This window comes from Pseudomonas sp. MPC6 (assembly GCF_006094435.1).
Lineage (GTDB): Bacteria > Pseudomonadota > Gammaproteobacteria > Pseudomonadales > Pseudomonadaceae > Aquipseudomonas.
The window spans coordinates 5,132,089-5,154,989 of the sequence record NZ_CP034783.1 but is presented as its reverse complement, the minus strand read 5'-3'; the positions used below and the strand labels follow the sequence as shown (position 1 = coordinate 5,154,989).

Here is a 22,901-nt window from a genome sequence, read left to right as displayed (position 1 = left end):
GCCGGATGAACTTTGCGCAATATAATAAAAAACATATAACTGTGCCTGATTCTTGTTGCTGAAAATACCAACCGTAAAGTTGAAGTATGGCAATGACTGCCTTGTCGCGTTTAATGCTTGCCTATCAGTAATCTCGCACTTTTAAGTGATCTCGATTTCAATTCGATTCATGCGGTTTTTGTCGAGGCTGTTGTGTCTAAAGGTGTTGTTTTTGCGGTATCCGCATCATTTCTGTTTGGCGTTCTGTATTACTTTACGTCTCTTCTTTCCCCGCTGAACGGTCAGGAAATCTTCGGCTGGCGAATGCTCATTTCGCTGCCTTTCATGACCTTGTTCATCTGCCTGTCCGGCGACTGGAAATGGGTCCCGCAGATCTATCGGCGCGTGCGTGAAAAACCCAGGCTGATTGTCGGCGTGCTGCTCACCAGTGCGCTGGTCGCGGTGCAACTGTGGATCTTCATGTGGGGGCCGCTCAATGGCCATGGTCTGGACGTGTCGCTGGGCTACTTCCTGTTGCCGCTGACGATGGTGATCACCGGGCGCATCGTGTATGGCGAGCGCATGTCGCACCTGCAAAAAATCGCAGCGGTATTCGCCGCCATCGGTGTGATCAACGAGCTGTACCGCACCGGCGGATTTTCCTGGACCACGCTGGTCGTAGCGCTTGGCTATCCGCTGTACTTCGTATTGCGTCGGCGCCTCGGCACGGACAACCTGGGCGGGTTGTGGCTGGACATGCTGCTGATGATCCCGGCGGCGCTGTGGTTTGTGCTCAGCGGCGAGCCGTTGGCCGACATCGGCGCGCAACGGCCGGCGCTGTACTGGCTGGTTCCGCTCATGGGCATCGTCAGTGCGGCGGCTGGGTATGCTTATATCCTCGCCAGTCGGCTGCTGCCTTTCAGTCTGTTCGGGCTGCTCAGCTACGCCGAACCGGTGCTGCTGGTCGCCGTGGCGCTGTTGCTCGGTGACAGCCTGAAACCGGGGCAGTGGATGACCTACCTGCCGATCTGGCTGGCCGTGGTGGTATTGATCATCGAAGGGTTGAAGCACCTGAACCGAATGCGCCGCGCAATCAAGTTTGCCGATCAATAATCATCACTGCGTACCGTGACGTCTTTCTGGGGCGGAACACTTTCGGGTGTGCGGCCTGACCCCGGCTGAGGCGGCGTTGATGGTCCTAGGACGCGGACTACGCCGTCCTAGGACCCAGGCTACAAGATTTACGGAATGTGCCGACTTGTGACACTGGTTGGCCGTTAGTACGGTGTGGTTCCGCGAATCGACTCGCGCCTGTTCAAACACGGACGTCCATCATGCAACCCATCATCGTTTTCAACGACCCGACCTCTGATGGGGGCCGGGTGGTTGAAGGATCCCCCTCTACTTTTATCAATGGTCTCGCGATTGCGCGAGTCGGCGATCGCGTGTCTTGCCCCCATGGGGAATGCACGATTGGCAGTGGCGACGAAACCCTGCTGGACGATGACAGGGCGGTCGCGCGTGACGGGGACCTGACTGCCTGCGGTGCGCGGTTGGTTGCTACGCAAAAGGACACCGGCGTTCTCTAAGGATCAGAGATGACAACCCGTACCAGTCTTTTCGATCGAATATCCGAGCGACGCCTGGCCGAGCAGGAAAAGCAACGCCTGGCAGAAGCAGGATGTCCCAAGGGTGATTTTGCCTCTACCTGCGCCAGCATTGTGCGAGCCTGGGTCTGGCTACCTTGTGGCGCCTTTGAAGCACCGTTGTCAGCGAGCGAGCTGGCCGGTTTACCCTCCGACTTTTCTCACGACCCACGCCTGCTCGATGAGCGCGGGCTGCGCCGGCCTGTTCGCCGACTCGCGACCCCGGCAGCCGAGCGTCCAGACATCAACGCGCCGGGCCGCTCCAGCGAAATCCTGCAGGCGGCTTTGAAACAATGGGCACCGGCCTTCCGGGATTCCATTGATTGGCCCAACACGCAGGTTGTGTTGTTCGTGCCAAGTGCTGTCCGCGCAATGGACTGGCTTGATCGAGTCGTGAGCCTATGGCCCCGTGCGCTATTGCCACACCGTGGTTTCGACCTGCAAACGCAAGTCCCGGCGCTGTGGTTGCCCGAGGTGCTTGCCCGCAGTGCCGGCGCGCAATACCTGTTGTGCCTGAGCCTGGACACCTGGGCCTGCAAGGAGCAGCTATCGGCGTGTTTGCCTGATCAGCTGGCTGGCGAAGCGGTTAGCGCGGTGTTGCTGCGCCGCGAATCCAAAACAGCGCAGCTGCAGCCCGACAGTCTTCTGAAGCTGTTTGCTCCAATCAGTCTGAGCCACGCCCCGCGCACCGCGCAGGATCGCAACGACACGCAGACACTTGAACAGTTGATGACAGCACTCAGCCAGCGTACGGCCATTGATCCATCGCGAGTGAAGGGGTTGATCGGCGATGGCGCGCTGGAGGGTCAACGCCTCAACCAGCTCAACCGATACGCCCGGGGTTTTCTGCCGGCCCTGGACCTCGAGCGACAGATTCGCCTCAGCCTCATCGGCGCACGGTTCGGGCCTGTGACCGAGCAATGGGTGCAGATAGGCCTCGCCTGGCTGACCGCCAGCGCTGACTCCGACAGTGCCGTCTGGATATTGGATCGCACCCAGGCCGACCAGACTCAAGGCTGGCTGATCGGCGCAAGCATCAGGGACTAATGAAAACAAGGAGTTTTGAAAGGTGGATTCAATCACTGACACCGTGACGGCCCCGTACGGCCAGCCGCTGAGCCAGGCCGAACGCTTGTTGCAACTGACGACGCCCCAAGGGCAAGAACTGTTCGCCCTGCGAGCCCATGCCCAAGAGCGACTGAGCCAGGTGCCTCGCTATACGGTCGATGTGATCAACCAGACCCCGGCTTTCGACCCGGAGCAACTCATTGGCCAGGCCGTCCAACTGAGCATCAAGCTCGACGACGGCACTTTGAGTCCCAGGCATGGCTGGGTGGACAGCGTGCGTTACCTGGGCAGCGATGGCGGTCTTGACGACTGGCAATTGGTCTTCGCGCCCTGGTTCAGCCTGCTGGAATACCGGGTGGATTGCCGGATCTGGCAGGAGGTGAATCTCCCGGACATCCTCGCCCAGGTGTTCCAACGCTACAGCCAGGCTCATGGTGCCTACCGCTTTGATTTGTCACGGGACTATCCGCTGCTGTCCTATGTCACCCAGTTCAACGAGAGCGACGCGCACTTCGTCCAGCGCTGGTGCGAGCAAGAAGGCCTGTTCTGGTATGTGGAACATCAAGTCGACAGCCACTGCATCGTGTTCACCGACAGTGTCCTGTTCTTGCCGACCCTGAACCCGCCAACCTTGAGATTTCACACCCAACAAGCCGCCGCCCAGCAAGACAGCATTACCCAATGGAGCCCCGGTACTCGCTTGCTCAATGGCGTAGTGCAATCCAGCAGCAACGACTATTTCTGTCATGCCCGATCACAAGTCGCACAAGCGCTGGCGTTGCCTGCCGCATCGGCGCCGGCGGATCTCGAACGTTATCAATACCGTGGGCAATATGCCTGGCAGAACCTCGACCGTGGCGACTGGCTCAGCCGTGTGCAGATCGAACAGGACGAATCCGCTGCCAGACGCATTCATGGCCAGGGTGGCGTACGCCAGATGCAACCAGGCCATGGCTTCGAGCTGACCCAACATCCGTTGTATGAAATGAAGACGCGCAAGGACCGCCAATTCCTGATCATCGCCGTCGAGTTCTTCGCCCAGAGCAACCTGCCAGTCGGCACGCAACGGATCAATCCACCCGGTAGCCTGAGAGCGCTTTTCGAGACGGGGCAAGGGAAGTCGATGCTGGCTGCGGGCGGTGAGGGTATTTATCAAAACCGATTCGAGACCCAGCGCCTGGACATGGCCTATCGCAGCCCGTTCGCTCATGCCAAGCCAGCCAATCCCGGGCCGCAGACCGCAGTGGTCGTGACCCCGAGCGGTCGCGAAGTTTTTACCGACAACCTCAATCGAATCTGCGTGCGTTTTCATTGGGATCGTCTGGTGAAGGACGGTGAGCTGGGCTCATGCTGGCTGCGCATGATGCAGGCCAGCAGTGGCGAAGGATGGGGCAGTGTGAACGTGCCACGCTCAGGGGAAGAGGTCGTGATCACTTTCCTGGATAATGACATCGACCGCCCCCTGGTGATGGGTCAGGTCTATGGCGGGCATAAGCCCGCCTGGCACTCGAGCGGTTTGATGAGTGGTTATAAAAGCCAGGAAATTCAGGGGCGGGGTTACAACCAGTGGGTCATGGACGATTCCACGGGCCAGGTCCGTACCCAGATCCACAGCAGTCACGGGCACAGCCAGTTGAACCTCGGCTATCTGATCGACCAGCAGGGCAATCAGCGTGGCGCCTTGCGTGGCGCCGGTTTTGAACTGCGCACCGATGCCTATGGCGCCTTGCGCGCACAGCAAGGGTTGTACCTCAGCACATGGCCGCGCAACAACGCGCAAGGCGGTCAGCTCGATGTTCAAGAAGCCCGGCAGCAACTGACGAACGCACAAGAGCGGGTCAAGTCATTGTCCGAGGCCGCTCGGCAGCACAATGCCTTGCCGATGCAAGGAGGCGTCGACAGCCTCGAACAACTGAACGCCGACACTCAGCTGAACTATGGCAGCGCAGCAAAAGGCATGGCCGGCACCACAGGGCAATTGCGCAATGCGGGCGACACCGAGGCGGCGATCAGCAACGGTGGCCGTGGCCAGACGACCGGTTACCGCCAACCGCTGCTGATCGCCTCGGCCCCGGCCGACATCGCCACCGCCACGCCGCAAAACACCCACCTGCATAGCGGCAAGCAATTGACCCTCTCGACAGGGGAGGACATCAACCTCGCCAGCGGCAAATCATTGCTGGCCAGCGTGGCTGAAAGTATCAGCCTGTTCGCCCAAGCCGCTGGCGCCAAATTGTTTGCGGCCAAAGGCAATATCGAAATCCAGGCCCAGAACGATCGCATCGAGCTCACCGCCAGGGACAGCGTGCGCATTACGTCCACCGCCCGGACCGTCGAGATTGCCGCGCAGGATGAGATCCTGCTCACCAGCGGTGGCGCCTACATCCGTATCAAAGACGGCAACATCGATATCCATGCGCCCGGCACCGTCGATGTCAAGGGCGTGAAAAAAACCATTGGTGGGCCGGCGCAACTCAACCGCGATAACCCGGCGTGGCCGACAGCCTCGATCAGCAAGACCCTCACGTTGCTGGCTGGGCAAAGCAGCGCCGCAGGTTATCAGTCGTGGAAGGGCATGCCGTACACGGTCTTCGCCGACGGTGCGCAGGTAGGCAAAGGCGTCATGGATGCCAGCGGCCGGTTCGCAGTCGAGCATCATGTCACCACCTCCCGCTACCGCATCGAACTCGCTAACGGCGTCAGCTACGACGTGCCGGTGGGCGGTGAGTACCTGGGTGATCCGGACAACGCCGAACGTGCCAATCAAGGCTTCCATCGACACGAAAGTCAGCCTCATCCGGACATCTCCGCGCAGAAAGAACGTAGCCGGTTTCGCCAGGCCTACACCCAACTGAACTCGCCGAAACCGGAGGCTTGACCATGGCCACACCCTCAATCACCACCCCGATCGCCACCCGCCAGACCGACTCGTGCCAGCTCAATTTACCCTGGTTCGTGGAATGCACCGAGTACCCACCTGTTCCGGCCACCTTCGAGCCGCTGGTGAATGGCGAACGTGCGTTCGGCGCGGTGTATGACGCCATCATGGCGGCCAAAAGCAGCGTGGAAATCATCTGCTGGGGTTTTCAGCCGTCGATGTATTTCAAGCGGGGCGACACCAGCTCGTTGCGCATCGGTGATCTGCTGATCAAGAAAGCCAATGAAGGTGTCCAGGTCCGAATCCTGTGCTGGTACGACTCGCTGCGCGTCGCCCAGACTTCAGAGAACATGACCCCCGGCGACAACGTCACGAACTGGTTCGGCAAGTACAAGCAGAACCGCAACGACGAGCAAGTCGAATATGACAAGTTGTGGTATCGCCAGATCAGGCTTGCCTACACCGGGGCGGAGACCGGTCCGATCGAGCTGGGGCAACGTTTCTTTCGCATGCTGATGTGGGGCAATGATCCCTCCCTGGGCATCAGGAACATCGAATTCGTCACCCGCGACTTCGGCTTGCTGGACCGTGCAGAAATTGCCTGGCGGCTGGCGATGAACGCGTTGGATCAGGAGCGCAGCACCACCAACAAAGTCATGGGTACGGTGGCGATGGTTGCCGAGCCGACCCACCACCAGAAAATGGTCCTGGTGGATTATGAAAAACCGGAGATCGCCGTGGGGTTCGTGATGGGGCATAACACCCTGGATGCCTATTGGGACAATGACCGTCACAGTCACGAACGTCACCACGCACAGTTCGGCCGCAACGGCGCCACGCCCCGGCAGGACATTTCCAGTCGAGTCACCGGCCCGGTGCTGGAATTTCTGAACCACAACTTTTGCGAGGCCTGGCACAAAGAAACCCATGTCGACCTGCTGACCCCGCGTCAACCCATTGCCGCTCAACTGCACGTACGGCCAGGGCATGGCGTACCAGTCATGGCGCAGGTACTCCGGACCCAAAGCCAGGAAGGTAAGAGAGACATCGAGCAGCTCTACCTGAAGTCCGTCAACAACATGACCCAGTTCATCTACATCGAGAATCAGTATTTCCGCTGGCCACCGCTGGCGGAAAAGATCAAAAGCGTGGTGCAAAACCTCCTCGACGGTGGCCGCGACCTTGAGACGGACGGACCGCTTTACCTCTTTGTCGTGACCAATTCCTCTCAGGAAGCCATGGGCGATGGCTCGGTCAATACGTTCCGAATGTTGAAGCAGTTGGGGCGCCCACAACTGATGCCGGAAGTGGCCAGGGCCGAGCGGCGCGACGACCTGCTCGCCGAACTTGAGCAGGCCCGGCAAACCGAGCGGTTGGCCAGCGTGAATGCGGGGGTCTTCAAGAAAGTGCGGGATGTCGATCGCGATGTAGCGGCGGCTCACTACTACAAAACCTTATTGGACGATCTGGCCAAGGCACGCGCCCAAGTGGCGCTGTTGGAAAAGGAGTTTCCGGATAAGGACAGCGCGGGTATTTCCAGTACGGACATTAACGGCCTGAAGGTGCATATCTGTACCTTGGTTGCGCCGGACTCACCGCCGGACAACTGGATGGATGTCTATGTGCACAGCAAGTTGATGATTGTTGATGACGTCTTTACCACGCTGGGGTCGGCGAACATTAATACGCGCAGTATGCAGGTGGACAGTGAGTTGAATATTTGTATTGAGGATCCGGCGATTACACGGCCGTTGCGGGAGCATTTGTTTGGGGTGCATACCGGGGAGGTTGGGGGTGGGGAGGAGTTGTCAGAAATCTATAAGAAATGGAAGAAAATTATAGAGCAGAATAAAGCAAGGAGGGGGCTTGGTTTGCAGAAAGAAACTGCACAGAAACTAAAATCTCCTGTTGCTTCACTGGTTGAGTTTATGCAGGAAAGCCCGGCCAGAAAAAACTTGGATTAAGATGAAGAAACTATGTTTTATTTTATTGTTTTTTACCTCGGCCTGTTCAGAAAAGGAAGAAGCTATGCCTGATGCTTCGCAGATTGACTTCGCCTATTCGAGACTTGAATTTCATTGCGTGCATGAGGATAGTTCGCTACCTGTACTGAACAAGGAAGCAGATATTTTCTTTCGCTATAGCCTTTACTTGGAGAAGCTCAGAGGTAAGAAAAACTATGATGAGATCGCACGGTATTACCGTATAGCTGCGGTACATGATCACTTTAAAGCCGCAACCAACCTGCAATATTTACTGTCTACTGGACAGGCGCGGTCCCCTGACGCGAGCACGGAAACTATCGATTTGGTCGAATACTATATTGCCTTAGGAATTCCAGGGGCTTACTACGACATGGCGCATTATCTCGAAATGGGTTACGGTGTTAAACAAGACGTTGCTGCGTCCAGAGCCTATTTTCGAAGAGCTGCCGATATGGGCAGCCCGGACGCACAGTACTATATTGCTGAACTGTTAACCTCTGTGCCCAATGCCGCCGATGTGATGCTTGCGATGTACAAGTGCGCGATGGATCAGGGTAATAAAGAAGCTGGAAGGAAGCACGCGAATTACCTGAAGGAATTGGAGCGTTATCACGGATCTCTACAGAGCTATCAAATAGCAATTAAAAACGGCGATGATATGAGCGCTTATAGTCTGGCTGGTGCATTCAAAGGACCACCTGCTTCCGATGATTTGTACTACCTTGGTCTTGAAAAAGATACAGAGAGAGTGGCTCGGTATAGCAGTATTAGTGATTTCCTGACGCGTCACGAACATCTTGGGGCTAAGGTTCCAGACTTGGATGAAATCGTCCCACTTCCGCCCGCGGTCCTCCCCGAATGGGATGGCACTTTCCAATGGAAACGTGAACGCGACTCTGCTGTTCCAGTCATTCCGTCTCCAGAGCTGATCGAAAAACTCAGCGCCGAGAAGGGGCTTGATCCCTCCACCGGATTACCCCTGACGGTTAGAAAACCCTAGCCAGTTTTCGCCAAGCCCACTCACAACAGATCTTCCTGAAATGAACCACAACTTTTGCGAGACCTGGCACAAAGAAACCCATGTCGACCTGCTAGCCCCTCGTCAACCCATCGCCGCGCTTGAGCAGGCGAGGCAAACCGAGCGGTTGGCCAGCGTCAATGCGGGGATCTTCAAGAAAGTGCGGGATGTCGATCGCGATGTAGCGGCGGCTCACTATTACAAAACCTTATTGGACGATCTGGCCAAGGCACGCGCCCAAGTGGTGCTGTTGGAAAAGGAGTTTCCGGATAAGGACAGCGCGGGTATTTCCAATACAGAAATTAATGGACTCAAGGTGCACATCTGTACCTTGGTTGCGCCGGACTCACCGCCGGACAACTGGATGGATGTCTATGTGCACAGCAAGTTGATGATTGTTGATGACGTCTTTACCACGCTGGGGTCGGCGAACATTAATACGCGCAGTATGCAGGTGGACAGTGAGTTGAATATTTGTATTGAGGGTCCGGCGATTACTCGGCCGTTGCGGGAGCATTTGTTTGGGGTGCATACGGGGGGTAGTGTCATTGGAGGTCAGATGTCAACAGTGTACAAAAGTTGGGAGGAAATTCTCGTGGAGAATAATAGTGCGCGCATGAATAGTTCGACGGAAGATTCTTCAGTGTCATCAAGTTCTCCTGTTGCATCGGTGGTTGAGTTTTTACAGTCCAGTCCTGTTAGGAAGAACTTGGATTGATCATGAAGAAAGCTTATATTTTGATTTGTCTGTATTTATTGATTTCGGCTTGTTCAAAAAAGGAAGAAGACATGCCTGATGTCTCGCAGCTAGACTTTGCTTACGCGCGGTTAAAATTTCACTGTGTACATGAGGAGGGCTCTTTACCTGCATTGAACAAGGATGCGGATAATCTCTACCGGTATGGTGTTTATCTGGAAAAACTCAAGGGGAAGAAAAATTATGACGATATTGCACGCTACTATCGAATCGCCGCTGCGAATGATCACTACAAAGCTGCCACTAATTTGCAACTCTTACTGTCGACAGGTCAAGCCAGTTCGCCTCATGCCAGTAAGGAAACTATCGATCTAGCAGAGTATTTTGTAGAAAAAGGAATTCCGGGCGCCTACTACGATATGGCGCATTACCTTGAGGTAGGTTATGGCGTTAAACAAGATGTTGTTGCTTCCAAAGCTTGCTTTAGAAGGGCTGCTGATATGGGCAGTCCTGAAGCTCAGTATTACATAGGCAGGCTTCTTTCTAGCGTTCCAAATACCGCAGATGTCATGCTTGCAATGTATAAGTGTGCGATGGAGCAAGGTCATCGGTCTGCGGGGATGTACTATGCGTCTTACTTAAAGGTTTCGGGTCTTTATAGTGAGTCCGTAAAAAGTTATCAGACTGCAATTCGAAATGGAAGCGACACAAGTGCAAATACTCTGGCGAACGCTTTCGAGGGGCCGCCCGCTTCTACGAGGCTCTATTACCTCGCACTTGAAAGAGATCTCGAACGAGTCAGCCGATATAACAAAATCAGTGATTTCCTGACGCGTCACGAACATCTAGGGGCTAAGGTTCCAGACTTGGATAAAATCGTCCCACTTCCACCAGCAGTCCTCCCCGAATGGGATGGCACTTTCCAATGGAAACGTGAACGCGACTCTGCTGTTCCAGTCATTCCGTCTTCCGAACTGATCGAAAAACTCAGCGCCGAGAAGGGGCTTGCTCCCTCCACCGGATTATCCCTGTCTGATAGAAAACCCTAGCCAGTTTTCGCCAAGCCCACTCACAACAGATCTCCCCGAAATGAACCACAACTTTTGCGAGGCCTGGCACAAAGAAACCCATGTCGACCTGCTAGCCCCTCGTCAACCCATCGCCGCGCTTGAGCAGGCCAGGCAAACCGAGCGGTTGGCCAGCGTCAATGCGGGGATCTTCAAGAAAGTGCGGGATGTCGATCGCGATGTAGCGGCTGCTCACTACTACCAAACCTTTGTGCATGATTTAGCCAAGGCGGCGCCAAGGTGGCGCAGTTGGAAAGGGAATTTCCGGATAAGGATAACGCGGGTATTTCCAGTGCGGACATTAACGGCCTGAAGGTGCGAAATGTAATTAAAAAAGGGTCAGGCTCGCAAAGAAATAGCGGTGCAACTCCACTGTCTCCCACCGCTTCGGTGGTTGAGTTTTTGCAGGAAAGTTCAGCCAGGAAAAATTTGGGCAAATATGAAAAAATTATGGGTTATTTTATTTTTATGTTTTGTTGTGGCTGCGTGCTCAGAAAAGGAGAAAGATATGCCAGACGCATCACAGGTGGATTTTGCTTACTCGAGATTAGAATTTAAATGTGTGCACGAGGTGAAGTTTCTGCCTCCATTGAAAAAAGACGCAGATCTTTTCTATCGTTATTCTCTCTATTTGGAGAAACTAAAAGGTAAGAAGGACTACGACGAAATTGCGCGCTATTATCGCATCGCTGCTGCTCACGACCATTACAAAGCGGCGACTAATTTGCAATATATTCTGTCAGTTGGACAAGCCACTTCCCCAGATACCAGCAAGGAAACTATCGATTTGGCCGAACATTTTATTGCAATGGGAATTCCTGGTGCTTACTACGATATGGCACATTATCTAGAATTGGGTTATGGCGTGAAGAAGGACGTCGCTGCGTCCAGAGCGTATTTTCGCCGGTCTGCCGACATGGGGAATCCGGACGCCCAATACTACATTGGTAAACTGCTTTCGTATGTGCCCAATGGTGGCGATATCATGAGGGCGATGTACAAGTGTGCTATGGAGCAGGGCCATCCATTGGCGGGAAGAGATTACGCAAGTTATTCGAAGGTCTTAGGTCTTTATCAAGAGTCATTGGAAGGTTATCAGTATGCGACTCGTTCTGGAAATGCTAACAGTGCTAGAAACTTATCGAAGTCTTTTAATGGTCCAATCGCGTCCGATAGACTCTACTATTTATCTTTACAAAGAGACGTAGAGCGAGTGGAACGCTACCATGAAATATATAATTTTCTAACACGTCATGAACATCTTGGTGCAAAGGTCCCAGACCTTGAGAGCATCGTCCCATTCCCACCAGCCGTCCTCCCCGAATGGGATGGCACTTTCCAATGGAAACGTGAACGCGACTCTGCTGTTCCAGTCATTCCGTCTCCAGAGCTGATCGAAAAACTCAGCGCCGAGAAGGGGCTTGATCCCTCCACCGGATTACCCCTGACGGTTAGAAAACCCTAGCCAGTTTTCGCCAAGCCCACTCACAACAGATCTTCCCGAAATGAACCACAACTTTTGCGAGGCCTGGCACAAAGAAACCCATGTCGACCTACTAGCCCCTCGTCAACCCATCGCCGCGCTTGAGCAGGCCCGGCAAACCGAGCGGTTGGCCAGCGTCAATGCGGGGATCTTCAAGAAAATGCGGAATTTCGATCGCGATGTAGCGGCTGCCCACTACTACCAAACCTTATTGGATGATTTAGCCAAGGCGCGCGCCAAGGTGGCACAGTTGGAAAAGGAATTTCCGGATAAGGATAACGCGGGTATTTCCAGTACGGACATTAACGGCCTGAAGGTGCGAAATGTAATTAAAAAAGGGTCAGGCTCGCAAAGGAATAGCGGTGCAACTCCGCTATCCCCCCCCACCGCTTCGTTGGTTGAGTTTTTGCAGGAAAGTTCAGCCGGGAAAAATTTGGACTAAATATGAAAAAATTATGGGTTATTTTATTTTTATGTTTTGTTGTGGCTGCGTGCTCAGAAAAGGAGAAAGATATGCCAGACGCATCACAGGTGGATTTTGCTTACTCGAGATTAGAATTTAAATGTGTGCACGAGGTGAAGTTTCTGCCTCCATTGAAAAAAGACGCAGATCTTTTCTATCGTTATTCTCTCTATTTGGAGAAACTAAAAGGTAAGAAGGACTACGACGAAATTGCGCGCTATTATCGCATCGCTGCTGCTCACGACCATTACAAAGCGGCGACTAATTTGCAATATATTCTGTCAGTTGGACAAGCCACTTCCCCAGATACCAGCAAGGAAACTATCGATTTGGCCGAACATTTTATTGCAATGGGAATTCCTGGTGCTTACTACGATATGGCACATTATCTCGAATTGGGTTATGGCGTGAAGAAGGATGTCGCTGCGTCCAGAACGTATTTTCGACGGGCTGCCGATATGGGCAATCCGGACGCTCAGTATTATATTGGTAGGCTTTTAACTAATGTTCCAAATACCTCTGAAATCATGTTGTCGATGTACAAGTGTGCTATGGAGCAGGGTAATCGCTTGGCAGGAAGAGATTATTCTAGTTATTCAAAGGTCATTGGGCTTTATCAGCAATCCCTACAAGGCTATCAAACTGCAATTCGAAATGGCGACGACAGTAGTGCACATCGACTGGCGTATGCCTTCGAAGGACCACCTAAGTCTGAGCGGCTTTACTACTTGGCTTTACAAAAAGATGATGAGCGAGTCGAGCGCTATAACAAAATAAGCGCCTTCCTTACCCGCCACGAACACCTCGGAGCCAAAATTCCTGATCTCGATAACATCGTCCCACTCCCACCAGCCATCCTCCCCGAGTGGGATGGCACTTTCCAGTGGAAACGTGAGCGAGACTCTGCTGTTCCAGTCATTCCGTCTTCAGAACTGATCGAAAAACTCAGCGCCGAGAAAGGCCTTGATCCTGCCACTGGCTTGCCTCTATCTGCCGGAAAAGCCTAGGTGGTTACGCTAGGATTGAACGTAACCGATCCACAAAAACTGGCAGGGCCGTTCACGATCCCCTGTAGGAGCAAGCTTGCTCGCGAAAAACCAACGAGCGCCGCGGTTTGCCAGGTATAACGCGTCATCGTTGACGATTTTCGCGAGCAAGCTTGCTCCTACAATGTGGCGTCCTCAAATCCTCAGTAATCCCCCCGTTGCGTGTCCCCGCCAATAACGAAACAAAATTCAAACCTATTAGGGTGAGGTTTCCTGTGGGCGTAGATACTATTACAACTGATAGTGTTTTTTTTAATTGTGCTGGGTATTTAATGAATGCGCTCGCTTTTTTGTGGTGAGTGTAATGGTTGAATAAGTTTTAAATTAAAATAGTATCAGGATATTTAACATGGATGGAAAACAGATCCGTCATTTCGGTACGATAGAAACCTACGAGCCCGAGAAGCCGCAACGGTTTCTTGGATATATTTCAGGCTATTTGGATGTGCAATGTAATTTCCAGTGTAGGAGCGAGCTTGCTCGCGATGGCGTCGTCGAAACCTTAATAATCATCCCCGCGATCGGTGATGTCCTTCTCGACCATCGGCCCATCCGGATCCTGCCCCTCAGGGAATTTCCCCTTGAGATTCCACGCAAACGCAATAATCTCGGCAATCGTGCGATACAACTCCTCTGGAATACTTTCCCCCAATTCCATCCGCGCCAGCAGCTTCACCAGTTCGGCGTTCTCGTAGATCGGCACTTCATAATCGCGGGCAATTTTCAGAATGGCTTCGGCCAGTGCGTCGTCGCCCTTGGCCGTGAGGGTGGGGGCGTGGCTGCCGTCGTACTTGAGGGCGATGGCCTGGCGTGGGGTGTCAGGGGTTTTCATGCGGTTTCGTCGACCCAGCGTTGTTCGAGACGGGTTTGGGCGCCTTGCGGCGGTGTGCCGAGGTGGCAATCGATGTCGCCGACGTTCAGGCCTGAATCCAGCAGGCGTTGGCGCAGTGCCGCCAGATTGCTTTCGATCAGGCTCGCGGTATACGGCCGCTCGGCCCATAGCTGGCTGGAGAGGCTGCCACTGATTAACTGCGCCTGCACCTGCAACGGCCCCAGCGGCTCCATGTCGAACGCCAGTTCGACGCGCCAGAGGTGTTGTTTGGGCGGGCGTTCTTCTTGACGTTCCTTTGGCTGCTGCTGTTCGGGAGCGTCTTCGCGCTGGAACTTGACCTGCAATGGCACGATGTCCTGCATGTTGCGCATCGGGATTTCCAGTTGCCAGGTGCTCATCAGGCGTCCGTCACTGGTCATGCCGGTCTGTTCCAGGCTCGACAGCTGATGGCTTTGCAAGCGTGAAACCGCTGCAGCCGCCAAGCGCAGCAGGTGCTCGAGATCGTCCTCGCCGTCTGCGCTTTGCAGCAGGCGTTCGGGCAGGGGGAAGCTGGTCGGCGACGGTTTGGCGCTGACCTGCCCCAGCATGCCGAGGGCGCTGCGCACGAACCCCGGCATGGCCTGGGCCAGGGTATTGGCGGCAATGAGCGCATTCAGGTTGGTGTTGGCCGGCAATCCCGGGGTCAATTGTGCGATCAGCTTGAGCAGGTCGCCCTTCATGTCCGGTGCCAGCGTCGGGTTCTGCCCGCCGAGCAGCTTCGCTTCGAGGAACAGCCCGCTGCTGGCCAGTGCCTGGGCCAGGCCCTTGGGCGTACTGAGTTGGTGAACGTCCGGCAGGCCGGCGAGCAGCTTGTCCACGGCCGCGCGCACATCACTGGAGGTTTGATCCGCGGGCAGGTTTTGCAGGATTTTCAACAGCCCGTCGAGCGAACCCTGGCGACTCTGCTGGCTGACCAGTTGCTGGGTCACGGCCAGTTGTTCCTGGCGGCTGCTCAACGGCACGAACTGCAAGGTCTGGGCGTCCTGCACCCGGGCGCTCAACAAGGTGCCGATGCGCAGCGGCTGCGGGCTGTCGATGCTTAGAGTGCGGCCGCTCAACGCCGTATTGAGCAGGCTCACCATCGAGCGAAAGACCGTTGGCTGGCCCGGCACCTGGGGCAGCGCTTGCGAGGTCTGCACTTTGCCTTGCAGCAGGGTGCCGGCCGGCAGTTGCGCGGTGTCGATGCGGGTGAGGGTGGCGACGCTGGACGCGACGGCCTGTTGCACGGTGACCGCCAGATTGCCTGCCGATGGCTGGGTGATCGCCAGGCGGGTGCCCTGGAGCAGCGGCTGGGCACTGGTGGCCTGGACCGTGGTCTGGCGGCCGCTGTCGAGGGTGACCTTCAGCAGCAGTTGAAAAGTCTGTTCCGCCTGCTTGAGCGACAGCACTTCGGCCTTGGCGCTCTGACCGGTGCTGATCAAACCCTCCATCGGCGTCAGCAACTTGAGCAGCTCGCCGCTGACCGCCTGCGCACGTGGCGGCGCAGGCGCGGTTGGCGGTAGCGGGAGGATGTTCATTTCGCCTGTCATATGCGGTCACAACCTGAGGAAATTGCCCTCTTGAGAGTAGGGCATGGCATGTATAATGCGGCCCCGTTGTATCCGGGGCGCTGAAATCATTTGCAAATTCTTGATCTGGCGCCTTAGACCGAGCCGCCAAAGCATTTATCCTGCATCTCTTTAGCGGCCGCACCGCTGCCGACTTGAACCGTAAAGGCCCGTGATCTCTTGACCAGTCCTGTCCTGCAAACCGTTGCCCTTGCCTGTGAGCGAGACCTCCGGCTGCTTTTCGAAAATCTCGAATTGAGACTGGCCAGTGGCGAAATGGTGCAAATCAGTGGCCCTAACGGCAGCGGCAAGACCAGCCTGCTGCGTTTGTTGTGCGGCCTGATGCAGCCGACCGCCGGTCAAGTGCTGCTCAACGGCCAGCCGCTGAACGAGCAACGCAGTGAACTGGCGCACAACCTGCTGTGGATCGGCCATGCCGCCGGGATCAAGGACCTGCTGACCCCGGAAGAAAACCTGAGCTGGCTCTGCGCCTTGCACCGACCGGCCTCCCATGAGGCGATCTGGCAAGCGCTGGCCGCTGTCGGTCTGCGCGGTTTCGAGGATGTTCCCTGCCATACCCTGTCTGCCGGCCAGCAGCGCCGCGTGGCATTGGCGCGGTTGTACCTGGACAGCCCGGCACTGTGGATCCTCGATGAGCCCTTTACCGCGCTCGATAAACAAGGCGTGGCGCAGCTCGAGGAACACCTGGCCGCCCATTGCGAGCGCGGTGGCATGGTGGTGCTGACCACGCATCACACCCTGAGCCGGATGCCGGCGGGTTATCGCGACATCGATCTGGGGAATTGGGCCGTATGAGTGTCTTCGGCCTGTTGGTCGCCCGTGAGGCCCGTCTGCTGTTCCGCCGTCCCGCGGAACTGGCCAATCCGCTCGTATTCTTCGCGATCGTCGTTTCCCTGTTCCCGTTGGCGGTCGGGCCCGAGTCTCAATTGTTGCAAACCTTGTCTCCGGGACTGGTCTGGGTAGCGGCCCTTTTATCGGTTTTGCTCTCGCTGGACGGGCTTTTCCGCAGTGATTTCGAGGACGGTTCCCTCGAGCAGTGGGTCCTTTCGTCGCACCCCCTGCCTCTTCTGGTATTGGCCAAGGTACTGGCACACTGGGCCTTCTCTGGCCTGGCACTGGTTTTGCTGGCACCACTGCTGGCATTGATGCTCGGTTTGCCTGCCGCCTGTCTGCCGGTGTTGCTGCTTTCGTTATTGCTGGGTACACCGGTGCTGAGCCTGCTCGGTGCGGTGGGCGCGGCGTTGACGGTGGGGTTGAAGCGAGGCGGCCTGCTGCTGGCGTTGCTGATCCTGCCGTTGTACATCCCGGTGTTGATCCTGGGCAGTGGCGCCTTGCAGGCGGCCTTGCAGGGCATGCCGGCGACCGGTTATCTCCTGTGGCTTGGTAGCCTGACCGCCCTGGCGATAACCCTGACACCTTTTGCAATAGCTGCTGGCCTGAAGATCAGCGTCGGCGAATAATAATGAGGTCTGGTTATTTTTTAACCATTTTTGCTTAAAAAAGCAGACCCTGGCCAACTCGTGACAACGAGTGGCAACCGTGATGGAAACAGCAATGAATTGGACCTGGTTTCATAAGCTCGGCTCACCCAAATGGTTTTACGGCATCAGCGGCAAACTGCTGCCGTGGCTTGGCGTCGCGGCGTTGCTGCTGATCGGCGTTGGCGTAGTATGGGGGTTGGCCTTCGCGCCGCCGGACTACCAGCAAGGCAATAGCTTTCGCATCATCTATATCCACGTCCCGGCCGCCATGCTCGCGCAGTCCATCTACGTGATGCTGGCCGTGTGCGGCATCGTCGGGCTGGTCTGGAAGATGAAACTGGCCGACGTCGCCCTGCAATGCGCGGCGCCCGTCGGTGCCTGGATGACCGCCGTGGCGCTGGTCACCGGCGCGATCTGGGGTAAACCGACCTGGGGTTCGTGGTGGGTCTGGGATGCGCGACTAACGTCCATGCTGATCCTGCTGTTTCTGTACTTCGGTCTCATTGCGCTGGGCAACGCGATCAGCAATCGTGACAGCGCGGCCAAGGCCTGCGCGGTGCTGGCGATCGTCGGCGTGATCAATATCCCGATCATCAAGTACTCGGTGGAGTGGTGGAACACCCTGCACCAGGGCGCGACCTTCACCCTCACCGAAAAACCGGCGATGCCTGCAGAGATGTGGCTGCCACTGCTGCTGACGGTGTTGGGTTTCTACTGTTTCTTCGGCGCCGTGCTGTTGCTGCGCATGCGCCTTGAAGTGCTCAAGCGCGAAGCCCGCGCCAGCTGGGTCAAGGCCGAAGTGCAGAACAGCCTGGAGGCCGCTCGATGAGTTTTGCTTCAATCGGCGACTTTTTCGCCATGGGCCATCACGGCCTGTATGTCTGGTCGGCCTATGGCATCTGCCTGGCGGTCCTGGTCCTCAACGTGGCGGCGCCGGTCCTGGCCCGCAAGCGGTATCTGCAACAAGAGGCGCGTCGTTTGCGCCGGGAGAACGGCAAGTGAATCCCCTGCGTAAAAAGCGTCTCATCATCATTCTCGCGATCCTGGTCGGCGTCGGCGCCGCCGTCGGCCTGGCCCTGAGCGCCCTGCAACAGAACATCAACCTGTTTTACACGCCGACCCAGATCGCCAACGGCGAAGCCCCGCAAGACACGCGCATCCGCGCCGGCGGCATGGTCGAGGCGGGGTCGCTGACGCGTTCCGGCGATTCACTGGATGTGAAATTCATCGTCACCGATTTCAACAAATCCGTGACCATCAGCTACCGTGGCATCCTGCCGGACCTGTTCCGTGAGGGGCAGGGCATCGTCGCCCTGGGCAAAATCAACGCCGATGGCGTCGTGGTGGCGGATGAAGTGCTGGCCAAACACGATGAAAAGTACATGCCGCCGGAAGTGACCAAGGCCTTGAAAGACAGTGGTCAATCCGCCCCGACACCCGCGAAGGAGGGTTGATATGACTTCTGGCATCTTTATTCCCGAACTGGGCCACCTGGCAATGATCCTGGCGCTGTGTTTCGCGCTGGTCCAGGCCGTGGTGCCATTGCTGGGTGCCTGGCGCGGCGACCGCTTGTGGATGAGCCTCGCCCAGCCGGCGGCCTGGGGGCAATTCGCGTTTCTGCTGTTCGCCTTCGGTTGCCTGACGTATGCGTTCATGGTCGACGACTTCTCCGTGGCTTACGTCGCCAACAACTCCAACAGCGCCTTGCCCTGGTACTACAAATTCAGCGCGGTATGGGGTGCTCACGAAGGCTCGTTGCTGCTGTGGGCGATGATCCTCGGCGGCTGGACCTTCGCCGTGTCGGTATTCTCGCGACAGTTGCCGCAAGTAATGCTGGCGCGGGTGCTGGCGATCATGGGCATGATCAGCATCGGTTTCCTGCTGTTCCTGATCCTGACGTCCAACCCGTTCGAACGGATCCTGCCGCAGATTCCCACGGACGGTCATGACCTCAACCCCTTGCTGCAGGACATCGGCCTGATCGTTCACCCGCCGATGCTGTACATGGGTTATGTCGGTTTCTCCGTGGCCTTCGCCTTTGCCATCGCCGCGTTGCTCGGCGGTCGTCTCGATGCGGCGTGGGCGCGCTGGTCCCGTCCGTGGACCATCGTCGCCTGGGCCTTCCTCGGCATCGGCATCACGCTGGGCTCCTGGTGGGCCTATTACGAGCTCGGCTGGGGCGGCTGGTGGTTCTGGGACCCGGTGGAAAACGCCTCCTTCATGCCTTGGCTGGTCGGTACGGCGCTGATTCACTCGTTGGCGGTCACGGAAAAGCGTGGCGTGTTCAAGAGCTGGACCGTGCTGCTGGCCATCGCCGCGTTCTCGTTGAGCCTGCTCGGGACCTTCCTCGTCCGTTCCGGTGTGCTGACGTCGGTGCACGCCTTTGCGTCCGACCCCGAGCGTGGCGTGTTCATCCTGATCTTCCTGTTGTTTGTGGTCGGTGGGTCGCTGACGCTGTTCGCCCTGCGTGCACCGGTGGTCAAGAGTCACGTCGGCTTCAACCTCTGGTCCCGGGAGACCCTGCTGCTGGGCAACAACCTGGTGCTGGTGGTGGCGGCTTCGATGATTCTGCTCGGCACCTTGTACCCGCTGATCCTCGACTCAATGACCGGCGCCAAGCTGTCGGTCGGCCCGCCGTACTTCAACGCGTTGTTCATTCCATTGATGGCGTTGCTGATGATGGTGATGGCGGTCGGCATGCTGGTGCGCTGGAAAGACACCCCGGTCAAATGGCTGGTGGGCATGTTGACCCCGGTGTTGCTCGGCAGCGCCGCGTTGGCGGTGGTGGCTGGCGTCGCTTACGGTGATTTCAACTGGGCGGTGATCGCCACCTTCATGCTCGCGGCCTGGGTGTTGCTGGCCGGCGCTCGCGACATCGTCGACAAGACTCGCCACAAGGGCCTGATCAAAGGCCTGCCGACCCTGACCCGCAGCTATTGGGGCATGCAGATCGCGCACCTCGGCATTGCCGTGTGCGCCCTGGGTGTCGTGCTGTCGAGCCAGAACAGTGCCGAGCGCGACCTGCGCCTGGCGCCGGGCGAATCCATGGACCTGGGCGGTTACCAATTCGTGTTCGAAGGCGCCAAGCACTACGAAGGCCCGAACTTCACCTCTGACAAGGGCACCGTTCGGGTGATCCGCGATGGCAAGGAAATCAGCGTGCTGCACCCGGAAAAACGGTTGTACACCGTGCAGAATTCGGTGATGACCGAAGCCGGGATCGACGCCGGTTTCACCCGCGATCTCTACGTTGCCCTCGGTGAACCGCTGGGCGATGGCGCCTGGGCCGTGCGCGTGCACGTCAAGCCGTTCGTGCGCTGGATCTGGTTCGGCGGCCTGCTCACCGGTCTCGGCGGGTTGCTGGCGGCGCTGGATCGGCGTTACCGGGTCAAGGTGAAAAGCCGCGTGCGTGAAGCACTGGGCATGACGGGAGCGACCGCATGAGACGTTGGCTGATGCTGTTGCCCCTGGCGGTTTTCCTGGTGGTTGCCGTGTTCCTGTACCGCGGCCTGTACCTGAACCCGGCCGAGCTGCCCTCGGCGATGATCAACAAGCCGTTCCCGGAGTTCTCCCTGCCCGCGGTGCAGGGCGACAAGATCCTGACCCGGGCCGACCTCCTCGGCAAACCGGCGCTGGTCAACGTCTGGGGCACCTGGTGCATTTCCTGCCGGGTCGAGCACCCGGTGCTGAACAAGCTGGCCGAGAAGGGCGTGCTGATCTACGGCATCAACTACAAGGACATCAACGTCGATGCCTTGAAGTGGCTGGAAGAATTCCACAATCCGTACCAGCTGGACATCCGCGACGATGCGGGCACGTTGGGCCTGAACCTCGGCGTGTATGGTGCCCCGGAAACGTTCTTCATCGACGCCAAGGGCATCATCCGCGACAAGTTCGTCGGGGTGATCGACGAGCAGGTCTGGCGCGAAAAACTGGCGGCCAAGTATCAGGCGCTGGTGGATGAGGCCAAGCCATGAAGCGCTGGATAGCCGCTGTGGTGTTGGGCTTGAGCATGGCCGGCGTGGCGCACGCGGCCATCGACACTTATGAGTTCGCCAAGGAAGGCGATCGCGAGCGTTTTCGCGAGTTGACCAAAGAACTGCGCTGCCCCAAGTGCCAGAATCAGGACATCGCCGATTCCAACGCACCGATTGCCGCCGACCTGCGCAAAGAGATTTTCCGCATGCTCGGCGAGGGCAAGGACAACCAGCAGATCATCGATTTCATGGTCGACCGCTACGGTGATTTCGTCCGCTACAAACCCGCGCTGAACGCCAAGACCGCCGTGCTCTGGTTCGGCCCCGCCGGCCTGCTGCTGGGCGGTTTCGTGATCATTGCCGTGATCGTCCGCCGTCGTCGCGTGCAACGCGCTGCGACCAAGGATGAGCTCTCTGCCGAGGAGCGTGAGCGCCTCGACCACCTGTTGGATAAAACCAAGAATGATTGATTTCTGGCTCGCTGCAGGTCTGCTGCTACTGGTTGCCCTGAGTTTTCTGCTGATCCCCGTTCTGCGTGGCCGACGCGCCCAGCTGGAAGAGGATCGTACCGCCCTCAACGTCGCGCTCTATCAGGAACGCGTGGCCGAACTGCAAACCCAGCAGGAAGGGGGCGTTCTCGACGCCGTGCAAATGGACACCGGCCGCGCCGAAGCGGCGCGTGAGTTGCTGGCGGACACCGAAGGCGTCGAGGCGCCGCGCGTGTCGCGCCTGGGCAAACCGTGGCCCTTGCTGGCGGCAATTCTGGTGCCGGTGCTGGGCCTTGGCCTGTACCTGCATTTCGGGGCCAGCGACAAGGTCGAGCTGACCCGCGAATTCGCCCAGGCGCCACAGTCGATGGAAGAGATGACCCGTCGCCTGGAGCGCGCGGTCGAGGCGCAGCCGGATTCGGCTGAAGGCCTGTACTTCCTCGGTCGCACCTACATGGCTCAGGAGCGTCCTGGCGACGCGGCGAAGATCTTCGAACGCACGGTCAGCCTGGCCGGGCGTCAGCCGGAGCTGCTCGGTCAGTGGGCCCAGGCCCAGTACTTCGCCGACGGCAAGAAGTGGTCGGACAAGGTCCAGGCCTTGACCGACGAAGCGCTCAAGGCCGATCCGAAGGAGGTCACCAGCCTCGGCCTGCTCGGTATCGCCGCGTTCGAAAGCGAGCGTTATCAGGACGCCATCGACTATTGGAATCGCCTGCTGGCGCAATTGCCGCCGGAGGACAATTCCCGTGCCGCGCTGCAAGGCGGGATTGCGCGGGCCAGCGAAAAACTCGTCGCCAGCGGCGGCAAGGTGGCCCAGGCGCCGGCGGCCAAGGTCGCCGCGGTGCTCAAGGTCCGTGTGGATCTTTCACCCGAGCTCAAGGCCAAGGTCCAGCCGGGCGACAGCGTGTTCATCTTTGCCCGCGCCACGTCCGGCCCGCCCGCGCCGCTGGCCGCCAAACGCCTGACCGTGGCCGACTTGCCGGCGACCGTCGAACTGGGCGATGCCGATGCCATGATGCCGCAGTTGAAACTGTCGAACTTCCCTGAAGTCCAATTGGTTGCACGCATCTCCCGCGCCGGCCAACCCACGGCGGGCGAATGGATCGGTCGCAGCCAGCCCTTGGCCAGCAGCACCACCGCACCGCAACAACTGACCATCGACAGTCCGGATAAATGACAGGAAATG

23 protein-coding genes are annotated in these 22,901 nt (G+C 57.4%); 21 read left to right on the top strand and 2 right to left on the bottom strand.

The features are described from left to right. Positions 1-192 precede the first annotated feature (192 nt). The 12 genes from rarD to ELQ88_RS25730 all read left to right on the top strand — a co-directional run bounded on the left by rarD (position 193) and on the right by ELQ88_RS25730 (position 13,291). Complete coding sequence (rarD, locus tag ELQ88_RS25785) at positions 193-1,092, top strand: EamA family transporter RarD (protein WP_138968590.1); 900 nt, start codon at positions 193-195, stop codon at positions 1,090-1,092. A 221-nt stretch (positions 1,093-1,313) separates the two neighbouring features. Further along, a complete protein-coding gene (locus tag ELQ88_RS25780; protein WP_128869461.1) occupies positions 1,314-1,568 on the top strand; it encodes a PAAR domain-containing protein in 255 nt (84 codons plus the stop codon). Positions 1,569-1,577: 9 nt separating this feature from the next. Then, complete coding sequence (locus ELQ88_RS25775) at positions 1,578-2,672, top strand: hypothetical protein (RefSeq protein WP_138968588.1); 1,095 nt, start codon at positions 1,578-1,580, stop codon at positions 2,670-2,672. Positions 2,673-2,715: 43 nt separating this feature from the next. Beyond that, complete coding sequence (locus ELQ88_RS25770) at positions 2,716-5,571, top strand: type VI secretion system Vgr family protein (RefSeq protein ID WP_178084772.1); 2,856 nt, start codon at positions 2,716-2,718, stop codon at positions 5,569-5,571. A 2-nt stretch (positions 5,572-5,573) separates the two neighbouring features. Next, positions 5,574-7,535, top strand: a complete 1,962-nt coding sequence (locus ELQ88_RS25765) for a phospholipase D-like domain-containing protein (RefSeq protein WP_138968585.1) — start codon at positions 5,574-5,576, stop codon at positions 7,533-7,535. Between the two features lies 1 nt (position 7,536). Then, entirely contained in the window at positions 7,537-8,556 is a 1,020-nt protein-coding gene (locus tag ELQ88_RS25760) for a sel1 repeat family protein (protein ID WP_228761567.1), read from the top strand. Positions 8,557-8,596: 40 nt separating this feature from the next. Beyond that, the gene (locus ELQ88_RS35075) at positions 8,597-9,292 is read left to right on the top strand and encodes a phospholipase D-like domain-containing protein (RefSeq protein ID WP_138968583.1); all 696 of its coding nucleotides are present in this window, start codon (positions 8,597-8,599) and stop codon (positions 9,290-9,292) included. A gap of 2 nt (positions 9,293-9,294) precedes the next feature. Further along, on the top strand, positions 9,295-10,320 hold the full coding sequence (locus ELQ88_RS25750) for a DUF6396 domain-containing protein (RefSeq protein ID WP_228761566.1): 1,026 nt from the start codon (positions 9,295-9,297) through the stop codon (positions 10,318-10,320). A 40-nt stretch (positions 10,321-10,360) separates the two neighbouring features. Then, positions 10,361-10,651: a hypothetical protein gene (locus ELQ88_RS25745; RefSeq protein ID WP_128869331.1), complete on the top strand. Its 291-nt coding sequence runs from the start codon at positions 10,361-10,363 to the stop codon at positions 10,649-10,651. Positions 10,652-10,777: 126 nt separating this feature from the next. Continuing rightward, positions 10,778-11,803 (top strand): DUF6396 domain-containing protein, encoded by a 1,026-nt coding sequence (locus ELQ88_RS25740; RefSeq protein ID WP_228761565.1) that lies wholly within the window; start codon positions 10,778-10,780, stop codon positions 11,801-11,803. Between the two features lie 40 nt (positions 11,804-11,843). Beyond that, positions 11,844-12,263 carry a hypothetical protein gene (locus ELQ88_RS25735; RefSeq protein WP_138968581.1) on the top strand — a complete coding sequence of 140 codons (420 nt, stop codon included), beginning with the start codon at positions 11,844-11,846 and terminating at the stop codon, positions 12,261-12,263. A 2-nt stretch (positions 12,264-12,265) separates the two neighbouring features. Next, the gene (locus tag ELQ88_RS25730; protein ID WP_228761564.1) at positions 12,266-13,291 is read left to right on the top strand and encodes a DUF6396 domain-containing protein; all 1,026 of its coding nucleotides are present in this window, start codon (positions 12,266-12,268) and stop codon (positions 13,289-13,291) included. A gap of 541 nt (positions 13,292-13,832) precedes the next feature. Here ELQ88_RS25730 and ELQ88_RS25725 read toward each other — a convergent pair. Beyond that, complete coding sequence (locus ELQ88_RS25725; protein ID WP_128869473.1) at positions 13,833-14,162, bottom strand: EscU/YscU/HrcU family type III secretion system export apparatus switch protein; 330 nt, start codon at positions 14,160-14,162, stop codon at positions 13,833-13,835. After that, on the bottom strand, positions 14,159-15,730 hold the full coding sequence (locus ELQ88_RS25720) for a flagellar hook-length control protein FliK (protein WP_138968579.1): 1,572 nt from the start codon (positions 15,728-15,730) through the stop codon (positions 14,159-14,161). The genes ELQ88_RS25725 and ELQ88_RS25720 overlap by 4 nt, the downstream gene beginning before the upstream one ends. A gap of 198 nt (positions 15,731-15,928) precedes the next feature. Here ELQ88_RS25720 and ccmA point away from each other — a divergent pair, with 198 nt between their 5' ends. From ccmA to ccmI, 9 genes are all read left to right on the top strand, one after another. Beyond that, entirely contained in the window at positions 15,929-16,564 is a 636-nt protein-coding gene (gene ccmA, locus ELQ88_RS25715) for a cytochrome c biogenesis heme-transporting ATPase CcmA (RefSeq protein WP_128869471.1), read from the top strand. Further along, positions 16,561-17,229 carry a heme exporter protein CcmB gene (gene ccmB, locus ELQ88_RS25710; protein WP_093225052.1) on the top strand — a complete coding sequence of 223 codons (669 nt, stop codon included), beginning with the start codon at positions 16,561-16,563 and terminating at the stop codon, positions 17,227-17,229. The genes ccmA and ccmB overlap by 4 nt, the downstream gene beginning before the upstream one ends. Before the next feature lie 94 nt (positions 17,230-17,323). Then, positions 17,324-18,079: a heme ABC transporter permease gene (locus tag ELQ88_RS25705; protein WP_128869470.1), complete on the top strand. Its 756-nt coding sequence runs from the start codon at positions 17,324-17,326 to the stop codon at positions 18,077-18,079. Continuing rightward, complete coding sequence (gene ccmD / locus ELQ88_RS25700) at positions 18,076-18,252, top strand: heme exporter protein CcmD (protein ID WP_128869469.1); 177 nt, start codon at positions 18,076-18,078, stop codon at positions 18,250-18,252. Before ELQ88_RS25705 ends, ccmD begins: the two co-directional genes overlap by 4 nt. After that, complete coding sequence (gene ccmE, locus ELQ88_RS25695) at positions 18,249-18,704, top strand: cytochrome c maturation protein CcmE (protein ID WP_138968578.1); 456 nt, start codon at positions 18,249-18,251, stop codon at positions 18,702-18,704. Before ccmD ends, ccmE begins: the two co-directional genes overlap by 4 nt. A gap of 1 nt (position 18,705) precedes the next feature. Beyond that, a complete protein-coding gene (locus ELQ88_RS25690; RefSeq protein ID WP_128869467.1) occupies positions 18,706-20,694 on the top strand; it encodes a heme lyase CcmF/NrfE family subunit in 1,989 nt (662 codons plus the stop codon). Then, positions 20,691-21,227 (top strand): DsbE family thiol:disulfide interchange protein, encoded by a 537-nt coding sequence (locus ELQ88_RS25685; RefSeq protein WP_138968576.1) that lies wholly within the window; start codon positions 20,691-20,693, stop codon positions 21,225-21,227. Before ELQ88_RS25690 ends, ELQ88_RS25685 begins: the two co-directional genes overlap by 4 nt. Continuing rightward, the gene (locus ELQ88_RS25680; protein WP_128869465.1) at positions 21,224-21,697 is read left to right on the top strand and encodes a cytochrome c-type biogenesis protein; all 474 of its coding nucleotides are present in this window, start codon (positions 21,224-21,226) and stop codon (positions 21,695-21,697) included. The genes ELQ88_RS25685 and ELQ88_RS25680 overlap by 4 nt, the downstream gene beginning before the upstream one ends. After that, positions 21,690-22,892 carry a c-type cytochrome biogenesis protein CcmI gene (ccmI, locus tag ELQ88_RS25675; protein WP_138968574.1) on the top strand — a complete coding sequence of 401 codons (1,203 nt, stop codon included), beginning with the start codon at positions 21,690-21,692 and terminating at the stop codon, positions 22,890-22,892. Before ELQ88_RS25680 ends, ccmI begins: the two co-directional genes overlap by 8 nt. Positions 22,893-22,901 lie beyond the last annotated feature (9 nt).

What these genes read in the sequence shown, in the direction of transcription:
- ELQ88_RS25740 (WP_228761565.1), top strand. Translation starts at nt 10,778, where the DNA reads ATGAAAAAATTATGGGTTATTTTATTTTTATGTTTTGTTGTGGCTGCG.
- ELQ88_RS25765 (WP_138968585.1), top strand. Translation starts at nt 5,574, where the DNA reads ATGGCCACACCCTCAATCACCACCCCGATCGCCACCCGCCAGACCGAC.
- ELQ88_RS25750 (WP_228761566.1), top strand. Translation starts at nt 9,295, where the DNA reads ATGAAGAAAGCTTATATTTTGATTTGTCTGTATTTATTGATTTCGGCT.
- ccmB (WP_093225052.1), top strand. Translation starts at nt 16,561, where the DNA reads ATGAGTGTCTTCGGCCTGTTGGTCGCCCGTGAGGCCCGTCTGCTGTTC.
- ELQ88_RS25680 (WP_128869465.1), top strand. Translation starts at nt 21,224, where the DNA reads ATGAAGCGCTGGATAGCCGCTGTGGTGTTGGGCTTGAGCATGGCCGGC.
- ccmI (WP_138968574.1), top strand. Translation starts at nt 21,690, where the DNA reads ATGATTGATTTCTGGCTCGCTGCAGGTCTGCTGCTACTGGTTGCCCTG.
- ELQ88_RS25705 (WP_128869470.1), top strand. Translation starts at nt 17,324, where the DNA reads ATGAATTGGACCTGGTTTCATAAGCTCGGCTCACCCAAATGGTTTTAC.
- ELQ88_RS25735 (WP_138968581.1), top strand. Translation starts at nt 11,844, where the DNA reads ATGAACCACAACTTTTGCGAGGCCTGGCACAAAGAAACCCATGTCGAC.
- ELQ88_RS25780 (WP_128869461.1), top strand. Translation starts at nt 1,314, where the DNA reads ATGCAACCCATCATCGTTTTCAACGACCCGACCTCTGATGGGGGCCGG.
- ELQ88_RS25725 (WP_128869473.1), bottom strand. Translation starts at nt 14,162, where the DNA reads ATGAAAACCCCTGACACCCCACGCCAGGCCATCGCCCTCAAGTACGAC.
- ELQ88_RS35075 (WP_138968583.1), top strand. Translation starts at nt 8,597, where the DNA reads ATGAACCACAACTTTTGCGAGACCTGGCACAAAGAAACCCATGTCGAC.
- ccmD (WP_128869469.1), top strand. Translation starts at nt 18,076, where the DNA reads ATGAGTTTTGCTTCAATCGGCGACTTTTTCGCCATGGGCCATCACGGC.
- ELQ88_RS25720 (WP_138968579.1), bottom strand. Translation starts at nt 15,730, where the DNA reads ATGACAGGCGAAATGAACATCCTCCCGCTACCGCCAACCGCGCCTGCG.
- ELQ88_RS25760 (WP_228761567.1), top strand. Translation starts at nt 7,537, where the DNA reads ATGAAGAAACTATGTTTTATTTTATTGTTTTTTACCTCGGCCTGTTCA.
- ELQ88_RS25775 (WP_138968588.1), top strand. Translation starts at nt 1,578, where the DNA reads ATGACAACCCGTACCAGTCTTTTCGATCGAATATCCGAGCGACGCCTG.
- ELQ88_RS25745 (WP_128869331.1), top strand. Translation starts at nt 10,361, where the DNA reads ATGAACCACAACTTTTGCGAGGCCTGGCACAAAGAAACCCATGTCGAC.
- ELQ88_RS25685 (WP_138968576.1), top strand. Translation starts at nt 20,691, where the DNA reads ATGAGACGTTGGCTGATGCTGTTGCCCCTGGCGGTTTTCCTGGTGGTT.
- ELQ88_RS25730 (WP_228761564.1), top strand. Translation starts at nt 12,266, where the DNA reads ATGAAAAAATTATGGGTTATTTTATTTTTATGTTTTGTTGTGGCTGCG.
- ELQ88_RS25690 (WP_128869467.1), top strand. Translation starts at nt 18,706, where the DNA reads ATGACTTCTGGCATCTTTATTCCCGAACTGGGCCACCTGGCAATGATC.